The sequence below is a fragment of the Xanthomonas sp. MLO165 genome, assembly GCF_018831305.1.
Taxonomy (GTDB): domain Bacteria; phylum Pseudomonadota; class Gammaproteobacteria; order Xanthomonadales; family Xanthomonadaceae; genus Xanthomonas; species Xanthomonas arboricola.
The window spans coordinates 289,543-306,916 of sequence record NZ_CP029263.1 but is presented as its reverse complement, the minus strand read 5'-3'; the positions used below and the strand labels follow the sequence as shown (position 1 = coordinate 306,916).

Sequence of the window (17,374 nt, the reverse complement as noted above, 5' to 3'; positions counted from 1 at the left end):
GGAGTCGCTCCATGCACGTGCCGTCCCTGAATTTTGCGCTTGGCGAAGACATCGATCTGCTGCGCGAAAGCGTGGCAGCCTTCGCCAGTCACCATATTGCCCCGCTCGCCGCCGCGGCCGACCAGAACAATGTCTTCCCTGCCCAGCTGTGGCGCCTGCTCGGTGAGCAAGGCCTGCTCGGGCTGACCGTGGAAGAAGAATACGGCGGCAGCGGCATGGGCTACCTGGCGCATGTGGTGGCGATGGAAGAGATCTCGCGGGCCGGCGGGGCCATCGGCCTGTCGTACGGCGCGCATTCCAACCTGTGCCTCAACCAGCTGCGCAAGAACGCCACGCCGGAACAGAAGCAGCGTTACCTGCCCAGGCTGTGCACCGGCGAGCATGTCGGCGCGCTGGCGATGAGCGAGGCCGGCTCCGGCTCGGATGTGGTGTCGATGAAGCTGCGCGCCGATGCGCGCGGCGACCGCTATGTGCTCAACGGCAGCAAGATGTGGATCACCAACGGCCCGGACGCCGATGTGCTGGTGGTGTACGCCAAGACCGACCCGGATGCCGGCGCACGCGGCATCACCGCCTTCATCGTCGAAAAGGGCATGCCGGGATTCTCCACCGCGCAGAAGCTCGACAAGCTGGGCATGCGCGGCTCCAACACCTGCGAGCTGGTGTTCACCGATTGCGAAGTGCCGGCCGAGAACGTGCTGGGCACGCTCAACGGCGGCGTGCGCGTGCTGATGTCCGGGCTGGATTTCGAACGTGTGGTGCTGGCCGGCGGCCCGTTGGGCTTGATGGCCGCGGCGATGGACGTGGTGCTGCCGTACGTGCACGAGCGCAAGCAGTTCGGCGCGCCGATCGGCACCTTCCAGTTGATGCAGGCCAAGCTGGCCGACATGTACGTCGGGCTCAACGCCTGCCGCGCATACGTCTATGCGGTGGCGCGCGCCTGCGATGCCGGCCTGACCACGCGCCAGGATGCGGCCGGCGCGATTCTCTACGCGGCCGAAAAAGCCACCTGGCTCACCGGCCAGGCGATCCAGGTGCTGGGCGGCAACGGCTACATCAACGACTACCCCACCGGGCGCCTGTGGCGCGATGCCAAGCTGTACGAAATCGGCGCGGGCACCTCGGAGATCCGACGCATGTTGATCGGCCGCGAGCTGTTCGAACGCACCGCCTGACGGAGCCACCATGAGCGTGATCACCAGCCAGCTGCAGGTCAGCGGCGAGAGCTTCCAACAAAACGCTGCTGCGATGCGCACCGTGGTGGAGGATCTGCGCCGCACGCTGGCGCAGACCGCGCTGGGCGGCAGTGAGGCTGCGCGTGCCAAGCACAGCGCACGCGGCAAGTTGCTGGTACGCGAGCGTATCGATGCCTTGCTGGATCCGGGCAGCGCCTTGCTGGAGATCGCGCCATTGGCCGCGCACGGCATGTACGACGATCAGGTGCCGTGCGCCGGTGTGGTGGCCGGCATCGGGCGCGTGTCCGGGGTGGAGTGCGTGATCGTGGCCAACGATGCCACCGTCAAGGGCGGCACCTATTACCCGATGACGGTAAAGAAGCATCTGCGCGCGCAGGAAATCGCGCAGCAGAACCGCTTGCCATGTGTCTACCTGGTCGATTCCGGCGGCGCGTTCCTGCCGCTGCAGGATGAAGTGTTTCCCGACCGCGATCACTTCGGGCGTATCTTCTACAACCAGGCCAACCTGTCGGCCAACGGCATCCCGCAGATCGCCTGCGTGATGGGCTCGTGCACCGCCGGCGGCGCCTACGTGCCGGCGATGAGCGATGAAACGGTGATCGTGCGCGAGCAGGGCACGATCTTTCTCGGCGGTCCACCCCTGGTCAAGGCGGCCACCGGCGAAGAAGTCAGTGCCGAAGAACTCGGCGGTGCGGATGTGCACACGCGCATCTCCGGCGTGGCCGACCACTTTGCCGACAACGACCTGCAGGCCCTGGCGCGCGTGCGCGCCATCATCGCGCAGCTCAACTGGCGCAAGCCGGCTGCATCGCTGGCACTGCAGGCACCGCTGCCGCCGCGCTACGCCGCCGACGAGCTGTATGGCGTGATTCCTGCCGACACGCGCAAGCCCTTCGATGTGCGCGAGGTGATCGCCCGCATCGTCGACGACTCGCAGCTGGACGAATTCAAGCCGCGCTACGGCAGCACTTTGGTCACCGGCTTCGCGCATCTGCATGGCTATCCGGTGGGCATCATCGCCAACAACGGCATCCTGTTCTCCGAGTCAGCGCTCAAGGGCGCGCACTTCATCGAGCTGTGCACGCAACGCGGCATTCCGCTGGTGTTCCTGCAGAACATCACCGGCTTCATGGTCGGGCGCAAATACGAACATGGCGGCATCGCCAAGGACGGGGCCAAGCTGGTGATGGCGGTGGCCTGCGCTAAGGTGCCCAAGTTCACCGTGGTGATCGGCGGCTCATTCGGTGCCGGCAATTACGGCATGTGCGGTCGCGCCTACTCGCCGAACTTCCTGTGGATGTGGCCGAATGCGCGCATCGGCGTGATGGGCGGCGAGCAGGCGGCCAGCGTCTTGGCCACGGTGCGCCGCGACGGTATCGAAGCTAAAGGTGGCGCCTGGTCGGGCGAAGAGGAAGCTGCATTCAAGGCGCCGATCCGTGCGCAGTTCGAGCAGCAGGGGCATCCGTATTACGCCAGCGCACGCCTGTGGGACGACGGCATCATCGACCCGGCCGATACCCGTCGCGTGCTGGGGCTGGGACTGTCGGCCGCATTGAATGCACCGATCGAGACGACACGCTTTGGCGTGTTCCGGATGTGAGGTGATGATGTCCGTCTGCAGGTGCTGCTCTTGGCTGTCTTGCGGTGTACACACACCTGCACGCAAGGCGTTGCGTGTCGCCTGGAGCAGTGCATGAGGCCGGGCGCGTTGCCTGCGTCGAGCAGCGCACCGCGCGGGGGCGCAGCGGCGTCAGCTGCCATCGCACGGCGTGTGGCGCAATCCATGCAACCCTCTTTCCATCGCAGCGCCTGCCAGCATGGCGGCGTGCAGAGAACTTCGTCATGACCCAGCGCGAACTCGCCACCGCAGCAAGACCGCCCTATTTCGACAAGATCCTGATCGCCAATCGCGGCGAGATCGCGTGCCGGGTCATCGCCACCTGTCGCAAGCTCGGTATCGCGACCGTGGCGGTGTATTCGGATGCCGACCGCGATGCGCGGCATGTGCGGCTGGCCGATGAAGCGATCCATCTCGGCGCCGCACCGGCGCAGCAGAGTTATCTGCGTGGCGATGCGATCCTGGAGGCGGCACGCGCAAGCGGCGCGCAGGCGATCCATCCGGGCTATGGCTTCCTGTCGGAAAACGCGGCGTTTGCCGATGCCTGCGCGCAGGCTGGCATCGTGTTCATCGGCCCACCGGCGGCCGCCATCCGCGCGATGGGCGACAAGAGTGCGGCCAAGGCGCTGATGCAACGCGCCGGCGTGCCGCTGACGCCGGGCTACCACGGCGACGAACAGGCGCCGGCGTTCCTGCGTGCGCAGGCCGACGCGATCGGCTATCCGGTGCTGATCAAGGCCAGCGCCGGCGGTGGCGGCAAGGGCATGCGCCGGGTGGATACCAGCGCGGCCTTCGAAGAGGCCTTGGCCAGCTGCCAGCGCGAGGCGCAATCGGCTTTCGGCAATGCGCAGGTGCTGGTGGAAAAATACGTCGAGCGGCCGCGCCATATCGAGATCCAGGTGTTTGGTGATACCCGGGGCGAGGTCGTCTATCTGTTCGAACGCGATTGTTCGGTGCAGCGCCGGCATCAGAAAGTGCTGGAAGAAGCGCCTGCTCCCGGCATGAGCGAACAACGCCGCGCCGCCATGGGCAAGGCCGCCGTGGATGCCGCGCGCGCCGTGGGTTATGTCGGTGCCGGCACGGTGGAGTTCATCGCCGGCCCGGATGGCGATTTCTATTTCATGGAAATGAACACCCGGCTGCAGGTCGAGCACCCGGTCACCGAGTTGATCACCGGCACCGACCTGGTCGAGTGGCAATTGCATGTCGCCGCGGGCGAGCCGTTGCCGCTGCGTCAGCAGGACCTGCGCATCCATGGCCACGCGCTGGAAGCGCGCCTGTATGCCGAAGATGCCGACCGCGGCTTTCTGCCGTCGACCGGCACGCTGCGGCAGCTGCAATTTCCCGCAGCCGGCGCGCATGTACGCATCGATGCCGGGGTGGAGCAAGGCGACAGCATCAGCCCCTACTACGACCCGATGATCGCCAAGCTGATCGTATGGGATGTGGATCGCCCTGCCGCCCTGGCACGCATGCGCGAGGCGCTGGCGCAATTCCATGCAGTGGGCGTCACCACCAACAGCGCGTTCCTCGCGCGCCTGATCGGCACGGCGTCGTTTGCGTCTGCCGATCTGGATACCGCGCTGATCGAACGCGAGCAGGCCGTGTTGTTTCCCCAGGCGGTCAGTCCGGCCAATGCCTGGTGGTGCCTGGCAGCGGCGTTGATTGCCGACGCGTTGCCGAAGGCCGCCGCCGATCCGGCCGACCCGTTTTCGCCATGGCAACACACCGATGGCTGGCGCATCGGTGCGCATGCCGCGCACGCCATGACGCTGGAGGCCGCAGGCGAGCGCCGCCAGTTCGGCGTGCGCCCGCTTGGCGATGGCTGGCAGGTCACGACTGCAGGCGATACCTACACGCTGCGCTACCACCTGCAGGGCGATGCACTGCGCGTGGAAATGGATGGCCGACAATGGCGCATGCAGGTCCTGCGCGACGGCGACACCCTGACATTGCGCGATGCCACGCAGCGGGCGAGCTTCCGCCACCATGACACGCTGGCCGAAGCCGATCAGCCCGCGCACGACACCGGTGGCCTGACCGCACCGATGCCGGGCCGCATCGTGTCGCTGGTCGCCCCAGTGGGGCAGTCGGTCACCCGCGGCCAGGCCCTGGTGGTGCTGGAAGCGATGAAGATGGAGCACACCTTGCACGCGCCCGGCGACGGCACGGTGGCGGCGTACCTGGTGGCCGAGGGCGAGCTGGTCGCCGAGGGTGTCGCGTTGGTGGAATTTGTGTCCGCGTCTGCGTAGCGGCGCCTGGTGGCGTGACCAACGGCACGTCCGCAGGGGCCGGCCCTCGCCCTAGCGTTGGGGGAAAGCGGCCGGAGTGGCCGCGCCCCAGACCGGAGACGTCCATGCAACGCCTGCTTCTTGTTTCCAGCATGCTGCTCGCGCTGACCGCCTGCAGCGACAACGCCGCGCCCACCACCGACAAGGCTGCCACGCCAGCCCCGGCCGCTGCGCAAGCACCCGCGGCGCCACCCGAACTGATCACCCGTGATGCGCTGTTCGGCAACCCGGAACGGGCGAACGTGAGCATCAGCCCGGACGGCAAGTACCTCAGCTGGGTCGCGCCGCTGGAGGGCGTGCTCAATGTCTGGGTCGCCCCGGTGGATGCACCGGATCAGGCACGCGCGATCACCAAGGACACCGCACGCGGCATCCGCAATTATTTCTGGACCTATCAACCCAACACGCTGCTGTACCTGCGCGACAACGGCGGCGACGAAGACTTCCATCTGTTCTCGGTGAATCTGAGCGATGGCAGCAGCAAGGACCTCACCCCGTTCAAGAAGACCAACGCCGAGGTGTATCGCGTCAGCGCGCAGCACCCCGAGTCGATCATGGTCGGCATGAACGACCGCGATCCCAAATGGCATGACCTGTATCGGGTGGACCTGGCCTCGGGCAAGCGCAGCCTGGTGCAGCAGAACACCGACAGCCTGGATTCCTATCTGCTCGACGGCAACTTCCAGCTGCGCTACGCCACGCGCGCCACCGACGATGCCGGCAGAGAGCTGCTGGTACCGGATGGCAAGCGCTGGAAGCGCGTGGACCGCATCCCGTTCGAGGATGTCAGCAACACCTCGCCCGACGGACTGACCGACGACGGCAAGACGCTGTACATGCAGGATTCGCGCAATCGCGACACCGCGGCGCTGTATGCCATCGACACCGCCAGCAATGCGCGCACGCTGCTGTTCGAAAACCCGCGCACGGATGTCGGCGCCACCTTGAACGACCCCAGGACCGGCGTGGTGCAGGCCGTGTCCACCGACTATCTGCGCGAGGAATGGAAGGCGCTGGACAACGGCATTACCGCCGACCTGCAAAAGCTCAAGTCACTCGGCAGCGGTGATGCCAGCGTTGCCGCACGCACCCTCGACGATCGCATCTGGATCGTGGGGTATTCGGCGGCAGAGACACCGCTGAGCTACTACCGCTACGACCGTGCAGATGGCGGCAAGCTGACCAAATTGTTCTCCGCCCGCCCCGCGCTCGACGGCAAGCCGCTGGTCCCGATGTGGCCGCAGGAACTGACCGCGCGCGACGGCCTCAAGCTGGTCAGCTATCTCACGCTGCCCGCCGAGGCTGACGCCAATCACGATGGCAAGGCCGACAAGCCGGTGCCGCTGGTGCTGTTCGTGCATGGTGGCCCGTGGGCGCGCGACAGCTACGGCTACGGGCCGTATGAGCAGTGGCTGGCCAATCGCGGCTATGCGGTGCTGGCGGTGAATTTCCGTGGCTCCACCGGCTTCGGCAAGGCCTTCACCAATGCCGGCAACGGCGAGTGGGCCGGCAAGATGCACGATGACCTGCTCGACGCCGTGCAATGGGCGGTCAAGCAAGGCGTGACCAGGCCCGAGGACGTGGCGATCATGGGCGGCAGCTACGGCGGCTACGCCACGCTGGTCGGCCTGACCTTCACCCCGGACGCGTTCAAGTGCGGCGTGGACATCGTCGGCCCGGCCAACCTCAACACCTTGCTCGGCACCGTGCCGCCGTACTGGGCCAGCTTCTATAAGCAGCTGACCAAACGCATGGGCGACCCGGCCACCGAGGCCGGCAAGCAGTGGCTGACCGAACGCTCCCCGCTCAGCTATGTCGACAAGATCAGCAAGCCGCTGCTGATCGGCCAGGGTGCCAACGACCCGCGCGTCAAGCAGGCCGAGAGCGACCAGATCGTCAACGCGATGAAGGCCAAGAACATTCCGGTCACCTACGTGCTGTTCCCCGACGAAGGCCACGGCTTCCGCCGCCCGGAAAACAGCAAGGCCTTCAACGCAGTGACCGAAGGGTTCCTGGGCCAGTGCCTGGGCGGCCGCGTGCAACCGATCGGCGACGACCTGACCGGCTCCAGCATCACCGTGCCGGAAGGCGCCGACAAGGTGAACGGTCTGAGCGATGCATTGAAAACGCATACGCAGGCGATTCGGCGGTAGGTGGGCAGTCGTGGCGCCATCCGCCAAGGATGCGTTGGCGTCGCACTGCATCTGCACGTGTTGTCGGGACCGGCGGCCTAACCGCCGGTCTTTGACTTGGAGGCTCTTCGATCAAATAAGTTAGCTGGTTCAATGGCGTGCGTGTTCCTACACGGAGCTATTGCTGATTGAGTTGATCGGAATCGCTTGCTCCATTCCAGATCGCGCCAGCTGGATCGAGCTCTGTAGTGACCATGGTCTGTGCGCGCCAACCGAAGCCACAGACAGCTAAAACACCTTGCGATATCGGGTCCAGTCCCAACGCACGTTCAAGATGTTTCTCGTTGACAGCGCCGGTGATGAATGCACCCAGGCCAAGATCGGTAGCCGCAAGATAGAGGGTCTGCGAGAGGTGACCGGCCTCCAATGCGACCACACGATAACCTTTGGCATGTTGCCGGTATTTCCAGAACGTCCTATCGAAACGCGGAACCAGCGCAATCAGTACGTGTGCATCTGCAAACCAGTGCTGCTGCCCGACAGCCTGCATGACGAAATCATCCGAGCATTCGACCCCTGCTACAAGCTCGAGTGCGTGAACATCTGCACGATAGTGATAAACGCCTGCCGGCAACCCTTCCACACACATGACCAGGATATACGCCTCGATCGGATGCAAACCGCCGCCGGATGGGACGTTTTTTTTCAAAAAGACCAGGTCGTCGCCGACCTTCACCTGAGCCTGTGCGGCAAAAACCCGCTGCAGCATGTGGGAGAACATCTGAAAGGGAACTGCTTTGTTCCGGTCAAAATTACGGCATGTGACCCGGCGACCCAGCAAGTCGTCGAAATCGTTCCGGGGCATGGATGGCAAGCCGATCAATGCACCGTTATCAACGGTCCGCTGAACCTCCTGAGGTGCGGGGCCAAGGACACGACGCATCGCCACAGCCGTTTCGGTTCCAGAGTCCCGTGTGTTCTTGACCGCATCCACACCATCCCAGCGCGTAAAAGCATGCAGCACTGCCGCGAGCGGATGCCAATGCGATTCCCTGAGGCGTTCATCGTTTTGGGCAAAGGACGCATCTGGTGCTCGCTCATCCAGCACCAGGCCTTGGTCAATCAACCCCTCCAGTGTTTCCTGGTCAAAATGCGATCGGTCCGTCCAATGCGAAGGACTGAGTTCACCCAATAACCGGCGCTGATCTTCCGTCACTGCTACTGGTGCATCGAGATGGGGCGCTAGCGCAAACCACTCCATGACATGCTGTAGCCCATTGCCACCCTGCAAAAGACTGTCCAACGTGTAGAACACGGTTTCCCGTGGCTCCAGCAGGACAACTGCACAACGTCTGATCCGCATCAGCTTCTCCAGCGAAATGAAGTGCACCTCACGCAGGTGTACCTGAGGTAGCTATAGCGTCTCCCAGCAGCCCAAACTTGAGTCTGTTGCATGATAGCCCTCAAGCCGACAACGCTAGCGCCGCTAAGTGATACTTCACCCACTTGAAGAATTCAAAGATGCCGACGCTGAAGCTTGATCCTGCGGTTGCAAGCAAATTGATCGACCTGCTCTCCACAGACGACACCTTTCGCGCGTTATTCGTCTCAAACACCATGACAGCGTTACAGCAGGTCGGACACACCGCCGCACCTGAAGACGACCTTGAGGCCTTTGTGCGCGATTGCGCAAGCAGCATCCAACTTGCCGACAAGGATGTGATCGCGAGCGCCCGTGCACAAATCAACACCATGCTCACGTCAGGAACATCCCACATCGTTCCACAACTGGATGCTGGTTATGACGGCGACAGGACTCTCAAATAATTCGATGGATTCGCGACACCGGTGGCAGGGTCAGCCCTGCGCCTCCGCAATCCAGGAGGCTTCTGCGGCTTTCAGATCCACTATGTTGAGTGGCTGCAAGCAGTATCCACACTCGATTTCTGCGTAGGCCAGGCCGCGGCGCTGCCGCATCCAGTCATTTTGGATGCGTGCATCTTCATTGCGTTGCGCTAGTCGTGCCGCACGCATTGCGGTGGCCCGTGTCTGAAAGCGGGATGCTGAATCCAGATAGGGTGTGAGCGAGCGGAATGCATCGTCCGGCCTCCGATTTGCCAACAGGATTTCGGCATCCACTACAGCACCCAGTTCGACGATCAGGCGGTTGGCATAGACCAGCGGCGCTGCTCTGACCTGTTCCCGTACCTTTGCCGCACTCGATACATCTCCCGCACGCACCATCACCAATGCTGCTGCCAGGGCAGTGGAAAGATTGTCGATGGTATCGATTGGCACGTCCTTGCTTACGTCGTGCAGCGCTAGCTGTGCACCTTCTTTTGCTACCTCTACAGCTTTAAGGCGCTGCCCCGACGCCAACAATGCAGTCGCCAGGGGAACGTAGTAATTGATGCGATCAGTCCCTCGCTTGGCCAAGCCTGCGTTCAAGCCGGCTTGGGCGTGCGTGATCGCGCCACGCAGATCACCCTCGTCCAGAGCGACAGACGCCCGGGTGATGCCGGCATGAAAATTGGTTGTCTCCACTTTTGCAAGCGCACTGCGCGCACGGGAGAAATCACGCTTGGCGGCGGCTACGGCGGCCTGGCGGAGCAGCGCGCCATTCCAACCCGCAGTCACTGCTTGTGCCACTGCATGATCGGCTTGATCGTATTGCCCCAGAGCAAGCAGGATACGCCCATGCATATCAAGCGATATGCTGGAGAGATCGTATTTGCTCTGCGTCGACGTACGCGCATGAAGCAACGCCTCAGCAAACCGGTTTGCAACAAATAGATCCATTGCTGCATTGGCTTGAGCAGGAGCATAGTCTGGATACAGCTCTGACATCTGAACCCAGGAATCGGCTGCCTGCGCCGGGTCAAGGATCTGCACGCCCCAGCTCTTAACGTAAAGCGCCTCACGCGGTGGAAGCCTGGATCTGAATTTTTCAGCGACCCTGAGTGTTTCGGTCGCCTTTCTGTAATCGACATTGGCAAAGTAAGCACGCACTTGTCCCAGCCAAGCCAATGCGAAGTGAGGATCTATCTCTACTGCTTTCTGGAAGAAATCCAATGCAGCGGTATATTTCCCCTCCGCATAACGTTTTTGCCCAAGCGCGTACGCACGTAGGGCGTCCAGACTGGAAGTCGTTACATCCGGCAAAGCAGGACTATTGTTGCGGATGCTCTCGCGGTTTTCGCCAAGTTGATTTCTTAATTCGCCAGTGACCTTGTCGACAGCAGCAAGAATAGAAGGGTTGGAACCGAAAGCAGTGCTTACTGCTACTGTCTGCTGTGTCTTCGGGTCAACGACTTCCACAACAAACCGCGTGCGTCCACCAACGTAGCCAACCGAAGGAAGCAACACCGCACGTGCGCCACTTCGAAGTGCAACATCTGAGGCGTTCTTGCGATCCAAAGGCTCCTTGTAAGGGTCCTTACGCATCAGCGCCAGCAGCTTGAGCGTTCTGTCCTCACTCAGCACATTGACGTAGCGCGACTGCTCCAGACTGATTCGGAAAGCCTGATCCAGCGAACTTTCCAGCATGACGTCGTCGGTAAGGTTGCGTACTGCTCCCACAACTACCCAATCCCGCTCGGCGAACGCAAGCGCCGGCTGCGGGCGCGCAAACAGCCAGACAGCAAGACTGATGCCGAGGACGACTCCCAACTCTGCAACTAATGCCGCCGGCCGTCGCCACAGCGGAACATCGCGCCAGGCCTTTGCCGAATTCTTCGGCGTGCGCAGCGGCGTCAGGCCGACTTCGCCGACCTCATAGATCTCCATCGGCGTGGGCACGCCCTTGAAGCGCCAGCGGCCGTGGGATTTCCACAGGATGCGTTCGCCGCGGTCGCCCAGTTCGCGTGCGGCGCGGTGGGTCAACGACTCGGCCACTGCCGACAACAGGATCTGCCCGGGCCGCGCCATCGACATCAGGCGCGCGGCGGTGGGCTTGGCCAGGCCTTCGACTTCCAGCGGTTTGGCACCGATGCTGACCGCTTCGTCGCTATTGCGCCAGGTCAGCACTTCGCCGACGTGCAGGCCCTGCCGCGCGCATAGCGTCAGCGCGCGGGCATCGCCCATCGCCTTGAGGCCACGGGCGTAATCCAGCGCAAAGCCCAGGCCGTCGATGGGGCGATCGAACAACAGCAGCAATCCGTCCGAGCGGTCGATCAGCCGGCCACGCCATTGCTGCTGCAGTTTGACCACCAGCCGGTCGTGCTCGCGAAACAGCGCGGCGGCGGCGTTGTCACCGATGCGCTCGACCAGCGCGGTCGAGTCGCACAGGTCGGTCAGCAGCAAGGTGCGCAAGCGCGGCGCCTGGATCGCTTCCGACGACGCATCCTTGCGTGCGTGGGTGCGGGCGCTCATTGCTCAGCGATTGTCCGACGTGGCTGCGTTGCCGGGTGGCTGCGTGCTGCCAGACCCCAGCGCTTCATGCATGCACAGCACATTGCCGCCTTGCCGCTTTGCTTCGTACAGCGCGCTGTCGGCCAGCGTGTACCAATCGTTCCATGCCGCGTCGGCATCGATCATGCACAGGCCCAGGCTCACCGAGCAGCCCTGCTCGCTCTGGCCATTGCACAGCCGCGCTTCCACTGCGCGCACGATGCATTCGCCGATGTGGTGCAGCAGCTCCCGGGTGCCCTGCGCGACCAGCACGCAGAATTCGTCGCCGCCGAGCCGGCAGGCCAGGTCGCCGTCGGCGATCACCGAACGCAGCGCGTGGGCGACGTTCTGCAGCACGCGGTCGCCAGCGAGATGGCCGAATTCGTCGTTGATGCGCTTGAAACGGTCGCAATCGATCAGGATCAGACCCACCCCGGGCACGCGACCGGCGCGCCGGCATTCCTGCAGATGCAGGGCGAGCCCGCGGCGGTTGTGCAGGCCGGTGAGTTCGTCGGTGCGGCTGAGTTCTTCGGTGTGGTTGAGCTGGTGCGAGGTGACGTAGAGGTTGTCCAGCGCCGCTTCCAGATCGTGGTTGCGCCGGCGCAACTGGCGGATCAGCAACTGCTCGTTGTTGACCACTCGCACAATGGAGCGGCGCAGGAAATGCGCCACCATCGACGGGTCGTGATCGACCAGGCGCTGGAAGTCCTCGTGCGCCAGTTCGATCAAACGGGTGTCGGTGGATGCGCTGGCGCCGGCACTGCGCGCATGGTCGCCGATCAACAGGCCAAGTTCGCCGAAGAATTCGCCCGGGCCCAGGTGCTTGAGCATCAGGTCTTCGCCGAAATCCAGATCGATCTGGCCACTGACCACAATGAACATCTGCGTGCCCACTGCACCGCGCTCGAACAGCGCCTGGCCGGCGGCCAATTCGCGGGCGCGGCCAAAGCGGGCGAAAAACCCCAGCTCTTCGGCAGTCATGAGCGCATGCAGCCCGTCCGACAGCGTCTTTGCAACGCTCCCCGTCGGCTCCACTGCGCCGGCAGTGTTATGGCACGTCATCCCAAAATCCCTTAGACCGACCTGCAGCGCCGGCCTGCCTCAGCATCGTACAGGAGCGTTTTGTTCAGCACCAGGTCACACTCCCTCTCATTGAGCTTGAGACGAAATGACGGGTATTGGCAAAAAAATCGGGCTCGGTTTCCCGAGCCCCTCTCCCCTGCTCCCGGCAGAGCCCGCCATCCTCTTCGACAGGCCACCACCACCCTCCGCGGTGCTAGCGGGGGCTTGGCGGTGGGCGAAGCCCGCTGCTCCGTTTCACCCGTCGGCCGGCCGGCACGCGGTCGCGGCGCCTGCGCGCTGGGTTATGCGGCCTTTTCGCCGTGAAACTGCTCTTCCTCGGTCGAGCCACGCAGCGCGGTGGTGGACGACTGGCCCTGCTGGATCGCCTGCGTCACCGCGTCGAAATAGCCGGTGCCCACCTCGCGCTGATGCTTGACCGCGGTAAAGCCCATCTCGGCCGCCGCGAACTCGGCCTGCTGCAACTCGACGAAGGCGCTCATCTGGCGGCGTGCGTAGCCATGCGCCAGGTTGAACATGCCGTAGTTCAAGGCATGGAAGCCGGCCAGGGTGATGAACTGGAATTTATAGCCGTAGCTCGCCAACTCGGTCTGGAATTTGGCGATGGTGGCGTCATCCAGGTTCTTCTTCCAGTTGAAGCTCGGCGAGCAGTTGTAGGCCAGCAATTTGCCGGGGAATCTGGCATGGATGGCTTGCGCAAAGGCGCGCGCAAATTCCAGATCCGGCTTGCCGGTCTCGCACCAGATCAGATCGGCGTACGGCGCATAGGCCAGCCCACGGCTGATCGCCTGATCCAGCCCGTTGCGGGTCTTGAAGAAGCCTTCGACGGTGCGCTGCCCGGTGGTGAACGGCTGGTCGTTGGCATCCACGTCGCTGGTGATCAGATCGGCCGCCTCGGCATCGGTGCGCGCGATCAGCAGCGTGGGCACACCCAGCACATCGGCCGCCAGACGCGCGGCATTCAACTTTTCGATTGCCTCGCGGGTAGGCACCAGCACCTTGCCGCCCATGTGGCCGCATTTCTTCACCGATGCCAGTTGATCCTCGAAGTGCACCCCGGCCGCGCCGGCTTCGATCATCGCCTTCATCAGCTCGAAGGCGTTGAGCACACCGCCAAAGCCTGCCTCGGCATCGGCCACGATCGGCTGCAGGAAGTCGATGTCGTCATTGCCTTCGGCGTGATGCAGTTGATCGGCGCGCAACAAGGTGTTGTTGATGCGCTTGACCACCGCCGGCACCGAGTCGGCCGGATACAGCGACTGGTCCGGATACATCTGCCCGGCCAGGTTCGCATCGGCGGCGACCTGCCAGCCGGACAGGTAGATCGCCTTCAACCCGGCCTTGACCTGCTGCATCGCCTGGTTGCCGGTCAACGCGCCCAGCGCATTGACGAACGGCGTGGCGTGCAACGCATTCCACAACTTGTCCGCGCCCAGCCGCGCCAGCGAATGCTCGACATGCACGGTGCCGCGCAAGCGCACCACGTCGGCGGCGGTGTAGTTGCGGGTGATGCCGGCCCAGCGCGGGTTGCTGGCCCAGTCTTGCTGGATCTGTTCGGCGGTCTGTAGTGTGCTGCTCATGGTGCGTTCTCCTGGCAGGGATACGACGGATGCAACGAGGAATGAATGGCGCGATGACACGCGCGCCGGGCATGGCAAGGCCGTCGTTGCGCGCGTGGGCGCAACCGGCGGTGTGGTGCATGACGTGGATGGACTGCAGCGACAGCGGGCAAGCGCTGGCGTGTCGCTGCAGCGTTGGCTCAATCGATCAGGCGATATGCCGGCACGGTGAGGAAGTCGGCCAGCGCATCGGCACGGCTGAGCGTGTCCAGCAGTGCAATGGCGTCGTCGATGCGTGCGGCGCCGGGCAGTGCATCGGTCGCGCCCAGGCGTGCCGGCAACGCACGCAACGTGGCCTGCAACAGGGGCTGATCGATCGCAGTGCCATCGTCCAGGTGCTGGCCGTGATGCAACCACTGCCACAGCTGCGCGCGGCTGATTTCGGCAGTGGCGGCGTCTTCCATCAGGTTGTGGATGGGCACGCATCCATTACCGTCCAGCCAGGCCGCCAGATAACGCACGCAGACTTCGACATTGCCTTCGAACCCGGCGCGGGTGACGGTGCCTGGCGAAGGCGCGATCAGCATGTCGCGCGTCACCTGCACGTCGTTGCGCAAGACATGCTGCTGATGCGCAGTGGGCATGTGCTCGTCGAAGATCTTCATCGCTACCGGAATCAACGCCGGATGCGCCACCCAGGTGCCATCGTGGCCGGCGCTGACTTCGCGCAGCTTGTCGGCACGCACGCGCGCCATCGCCTGCTCGTTGGCGGCCTCGTCGTGATTGATCGGAATCTGCGCCGCCATGCCGCCCATCGCATGGGCGCCGCGGCGATGGCAGGTCTTGATCAAAAGTTCCGAATACGCCTTGAGGAAGGGCTGGGTCATGGTGACCTGGCCACGTTCGGGCAACACGCGGTCGCGATGCGCGCGGAAAGTTTTCAGATACGAAAAGATGTAATCCCAACGGCCGCAATTGAGCCCGACGATGCGCTCGCGCAGCGCGTGCAGGATCTCGTCCATCTCGAACACCGCCGGCAGCGTTTCGATCAGCACGGTCACCTTGATCTGCCCGTGCGGCAGGCCCAGCATCGCTTCGATATGCGCCAGCGCGGTCTCCCACAGCGCGGCTTCTTCCATGCTCTGCAACTTGGGCAGATACAGATACGGGCCACGGTCCTTGGCCAGTAGCGCGCGACCGTTATGGAAGGCGAACACCGCCGCATCGAACAGGCCGCCAGCCAGCGGCTGCCCATCGATGAGCACGTGCTTCTCATCCAGATGCCAGCCGCGCGGGCGCACGATCAACATGGCGCGCTCGGCTTCCGGGCGCAACGCGTAATGCTTGCCGTTGGGCGCATCGAAGCTGAGATCACCGCGTACCGCAGCGGCCAGCGTGCGCTGGCCGGCCAGCAGGTTGCGCCAGGTCGGCGCGGTGGAATCCTCGAAGTCGGCCATGAACACCTTGGCGCCGGAGTTCAGCGCGTTGATGACCATCTTCGGATCGGTGGGGCCGGTGATCTCCACCCGGCGGTCCTGCAGCGCCGACGGCAGTGCGGCGACGCGCCAGTCGCCATCGCGGATGGCGCGGGTATCGGGGCGGAAATCCGGCAGCTGGCCGGCATCGAACTCGGCCTGGCGGGCGCGCCGGCGGGCCAGGCGCTGCTGGCGGCCGGGTTCGATCGCGCGGTGCAACGACACCAGCAAGGCCAGCGCGGCGGCCGGCAGCAGTTCCGCCTGGCCTGCGATCTGCGTGGTCAGCGACAGCCCGGGCGTGGCGCGTTCGGTGGGACGTGGGGCAAAAGCGGTGGCAGACATGTCGGGGAGTCCTTGTGCATCCGGACCTGTACCGTGCGCCGACGGAAACTATTTGACAAAGCAGTTTTATCAATGCTGTAAATAAGCCTGACTTATATTGGGTTTCAGAACACACCCAGATGTCGCCAACCCCGCGATTTTCCTACAAATCCGACCGGCTCAAGCCCCTGCGTGCGTTCTGCCAGACGGTGCGTCTGGGGTCTGTCTCACGGGCGGCTGAGGCGCTGTACGTGAGCCAGCCGGCGGTGACGCTGCAACTGCAGGCGCTGGAACGCGACCTGGGGGTGGCCCTGTTCGAGCGCTCGGGGCGCCGCATGGCACCCAGCCGCGAGGGCCAGCTGCTCTACGACATGGCGCTGCCGCTGGTGGAGAGCCTGGATGGACTGGAGGCGAGCTTTCGCGAGAAGGTGCGCGGGCTGGATGCGGGCGAGCTCAATATCGCCGCCAACAGCTCCACCATCCTGTACCTGCTGCCGCGCATCGTGGCGAACTTCCGCGCGCGCCACCCGGACGTGCGGCTGACCCTGCACAACGCCATCAGCGCCGACGGCACCGACCTGCTGCGCGAGGACGCGGTGGACCTGGCGATCGGTTCGATGCTGGACGTGCCGGCCGACCTCAACTACGCGCCGGTGTATCGCTTCGAACAGCTGCTGATCACCCCGCCCGACCACCCCTTGGCCAGCAGGTCCACGGTCACGCTGCAGGATCTGTCGCCGTATCCGCTGATCCTGCCGCCGCGCCGGCAGGTGACCTATCGCTTGGTCGATCTGATCTTCCAGCAGGCACGGGTGCCCTACACCGTGGCGTTGGAGGTGGGCGGCTGGGAAGTGATCAAGCAATACGTGGCGATGGACATGGGCATCTCCATCGTCACCGCGATCTGCGTCACCGATGCAGACCGCGACAAACTCGCCACCCGCTCGCTCAAGGACTACTTCCCCACCCGCAGTTACGGCGTGGTGGTGCGCAAGGGCAAGTATCTGTCGCCGCAGGCGCGTGCCTTTATCGAGCTGATCCAGCCGGACCTGTTTACCCCGCGCGGGTATGACGAGAGTGGCGATTCGGAGCGGTGAGTCTGCTGCCGGCTGTGCGCGCGTGAGTTCGCATCGCGCCTGAGCTTGCTCGCCAGGCACCGGGCATGAGGCCGCCACGCGCTCTCCATCTGCGATCCCGTGTGCGACATGCGGGTTGCCGTTGACGGCGTCGTTCGATCAAGCCGTGCAAGCGCACACAAGCAGCACCGACGACGGTTCCCGCCTGCAGCGCGAACCACGCCACATTGCCGCAGC

At 64.1% G+C, this 17,374-nt stretch carries 11 protein-coding genes; 6 read left to right on the top strand and 5 right to left on the bottom strand.

Annotated features, from left to right (window positions below; translation table 11 throughout):
• Window positions 1-11 precede the first annotated feature (11 nt).
• The 4 genes from DGN21_RS01310 to DGN21_RS01295 all read left to right on the top strand — a co-directional run bounded on the left by DGN21_RS01310 (window position 12) and on the right by DGN21_RS01295 (window position 7,258).
• Window positions 12-1,175 (top strand): isovaleryl-CoA dehydrogenase, encoded by a 1,164-nt coding sequence (locus DGN21_RS01310; protein ID WP_126965452.1) that lies wholly within the window; start codon window positions 12-14, stop codon window positions 1,173-1,175.
• A 10-nt stretch (window positions 1,176-1,185) separates the two neighbouring features.
• Window positions 1,186-2,796, top strand: a complete 1,611-nt coding sequence (locus DGN21_RS01305) for a carboxyl transferase domain-containing protein (protein ID WP_126965453.1) — start codon at window positions 1,186-1,188, stop codon at window positions 2,794-2,796.
• Window positions 2,797-3,038: 242 nt separating this feature from the next.
• Window positions 3,039-5,066, top strand: a complete 2,028-nt coding sequence (locus DGN21_RS01300; protein ID WP_126965454.1) for an acetyl/propionyl/methylcrotonyl-CoA carboxylase subunit alpha — start codon at window positions 3,039-3,041, stop codon at window positions 5,064-5,066.
• Between the two features lie 104 nt (window positions 5,067-5,170).
• The gene (locus DGN21_RS01295) at window positions 5,171-7,258 is read left to right on the top strand and encodes a S9 family peptidase (protein WP_160954787.1); all 2,088 of its coding nucleotides are present in this window, start codon (window positions 5,171-5,173) and stop codon (window positions 7,256-7,258) included.
• A 157-nt stretch (window positions 7,259-7,415) separates the two neighbouring features.
• Here the strand turns inward: DGN21_RS01295 and DGN21_RS01290 are convergent, their stop codons facing one another.
• The gene (locus DGN21_RS01290) at window positions 7,416-8,600 is read right to left on the bottom strand and encodes a putative peptide maturation dehydrogenase (protein WP_126965456.1); all 1,185 of its coding nucleotides are present in this window, start codon (window positions 8,598-8,600) and stop codon (window positions 7,416-7,418) included.
• Between the two features lie 158 nt (window positions 8,601-8,758).
• Between DGN21_RS01290 and DGN21_RS01285 the strand changes: the two genes are divergently transcribed.
• Entirely contained in the window at window positions 8,759-9,064 is a 306-nt protein-coding gene (locus DGN21_RS01285; RefSeq protein WP_102580155.1) for an NHLP-related RiPP peptide, read from the top strand.
• A 30-nt stretch (window positions 9,065-9,094) separates the two neighbouring features.
• On the opposite strand, the gene DGN21_RS01280 is transcribed toward DGN21_RS01285, so the two are convergent.
• The 4 genes from DGN21_RS01280 to aceB all read right to left on the bottom strand — a co-directional run bounded on the left by DGN21_RS01280 (window position 9,095) and on the right by aceB (window position 16,082).
• Window positions 9,095-11,608: a putative peptide modification system cyclase gene (locus DGN21_RS01280; RefSeq protein ID WP_126965457.1), complete on the bottom strand. Its 2,514-nt coding sequence runs from the start codon at window positions 11,606-11,608 to the stop codon at window positions 9,095-9,097.
• A gap of 3 nt (window positions 11,609-11,611) precedes the next feature.
• Entirely contained in the window at window positions 11,612-12,688 is a 1,077-nt protein-coding gene (locus DGN21_RS01275) for a GGDEF domain-containing protein (RefSeq protein WP_039517644.1), read from the bottom strand.
• A 302-nt stretch (window positions 12,689-12,990) separates the two neighbouring features.
• Window positions 12,991-14,286 (bottom strand): isocitrate lyase, encoded by a 1,296-nt coding sequence (gene aceA / locus DGN21_RS01270; protein ID WP_102255393.1) that lies wholly within the window; start codon window positions 14,284-14,286, stop codon window positions 12,991-12,993.
• Window positions 14,287-14,465: 179 nt separating this feature from the next.
• Window positions 14,466-16,082 carry a malate synthase A gene (aceB, locus tag DGN21_RS01265; RefSeq protein ID WP_126965458.1) on the bottom strand — a complete coding sequence of 539 codons (1,617 nt, stop codon included), beginning with the start codon at window positions 16,080-16,082 and terminating at the stop codon, window positions 14,466-14,468.
• A gap of 119 nt (window positions 16,083-16,201) precedes the next feature.
• Between aceB and DGN21_RS01260 the strand changes: the two genes are divergently transcribed.
• Window positions 16,202-17,158: a LysR family transcriptional regulator gene (locus DGN21_RS01260; RefSeq protein ID WP_046345344.1), complete on the top strand. Its 957-nt coding sequence runs from the start codon at window positions 16,202-16,204 to the stop codon at window positions 17,156-17,158.
• The last annotated feature ends 216 nt before the right edge of the window (window positions 17,159-17,374 follow it).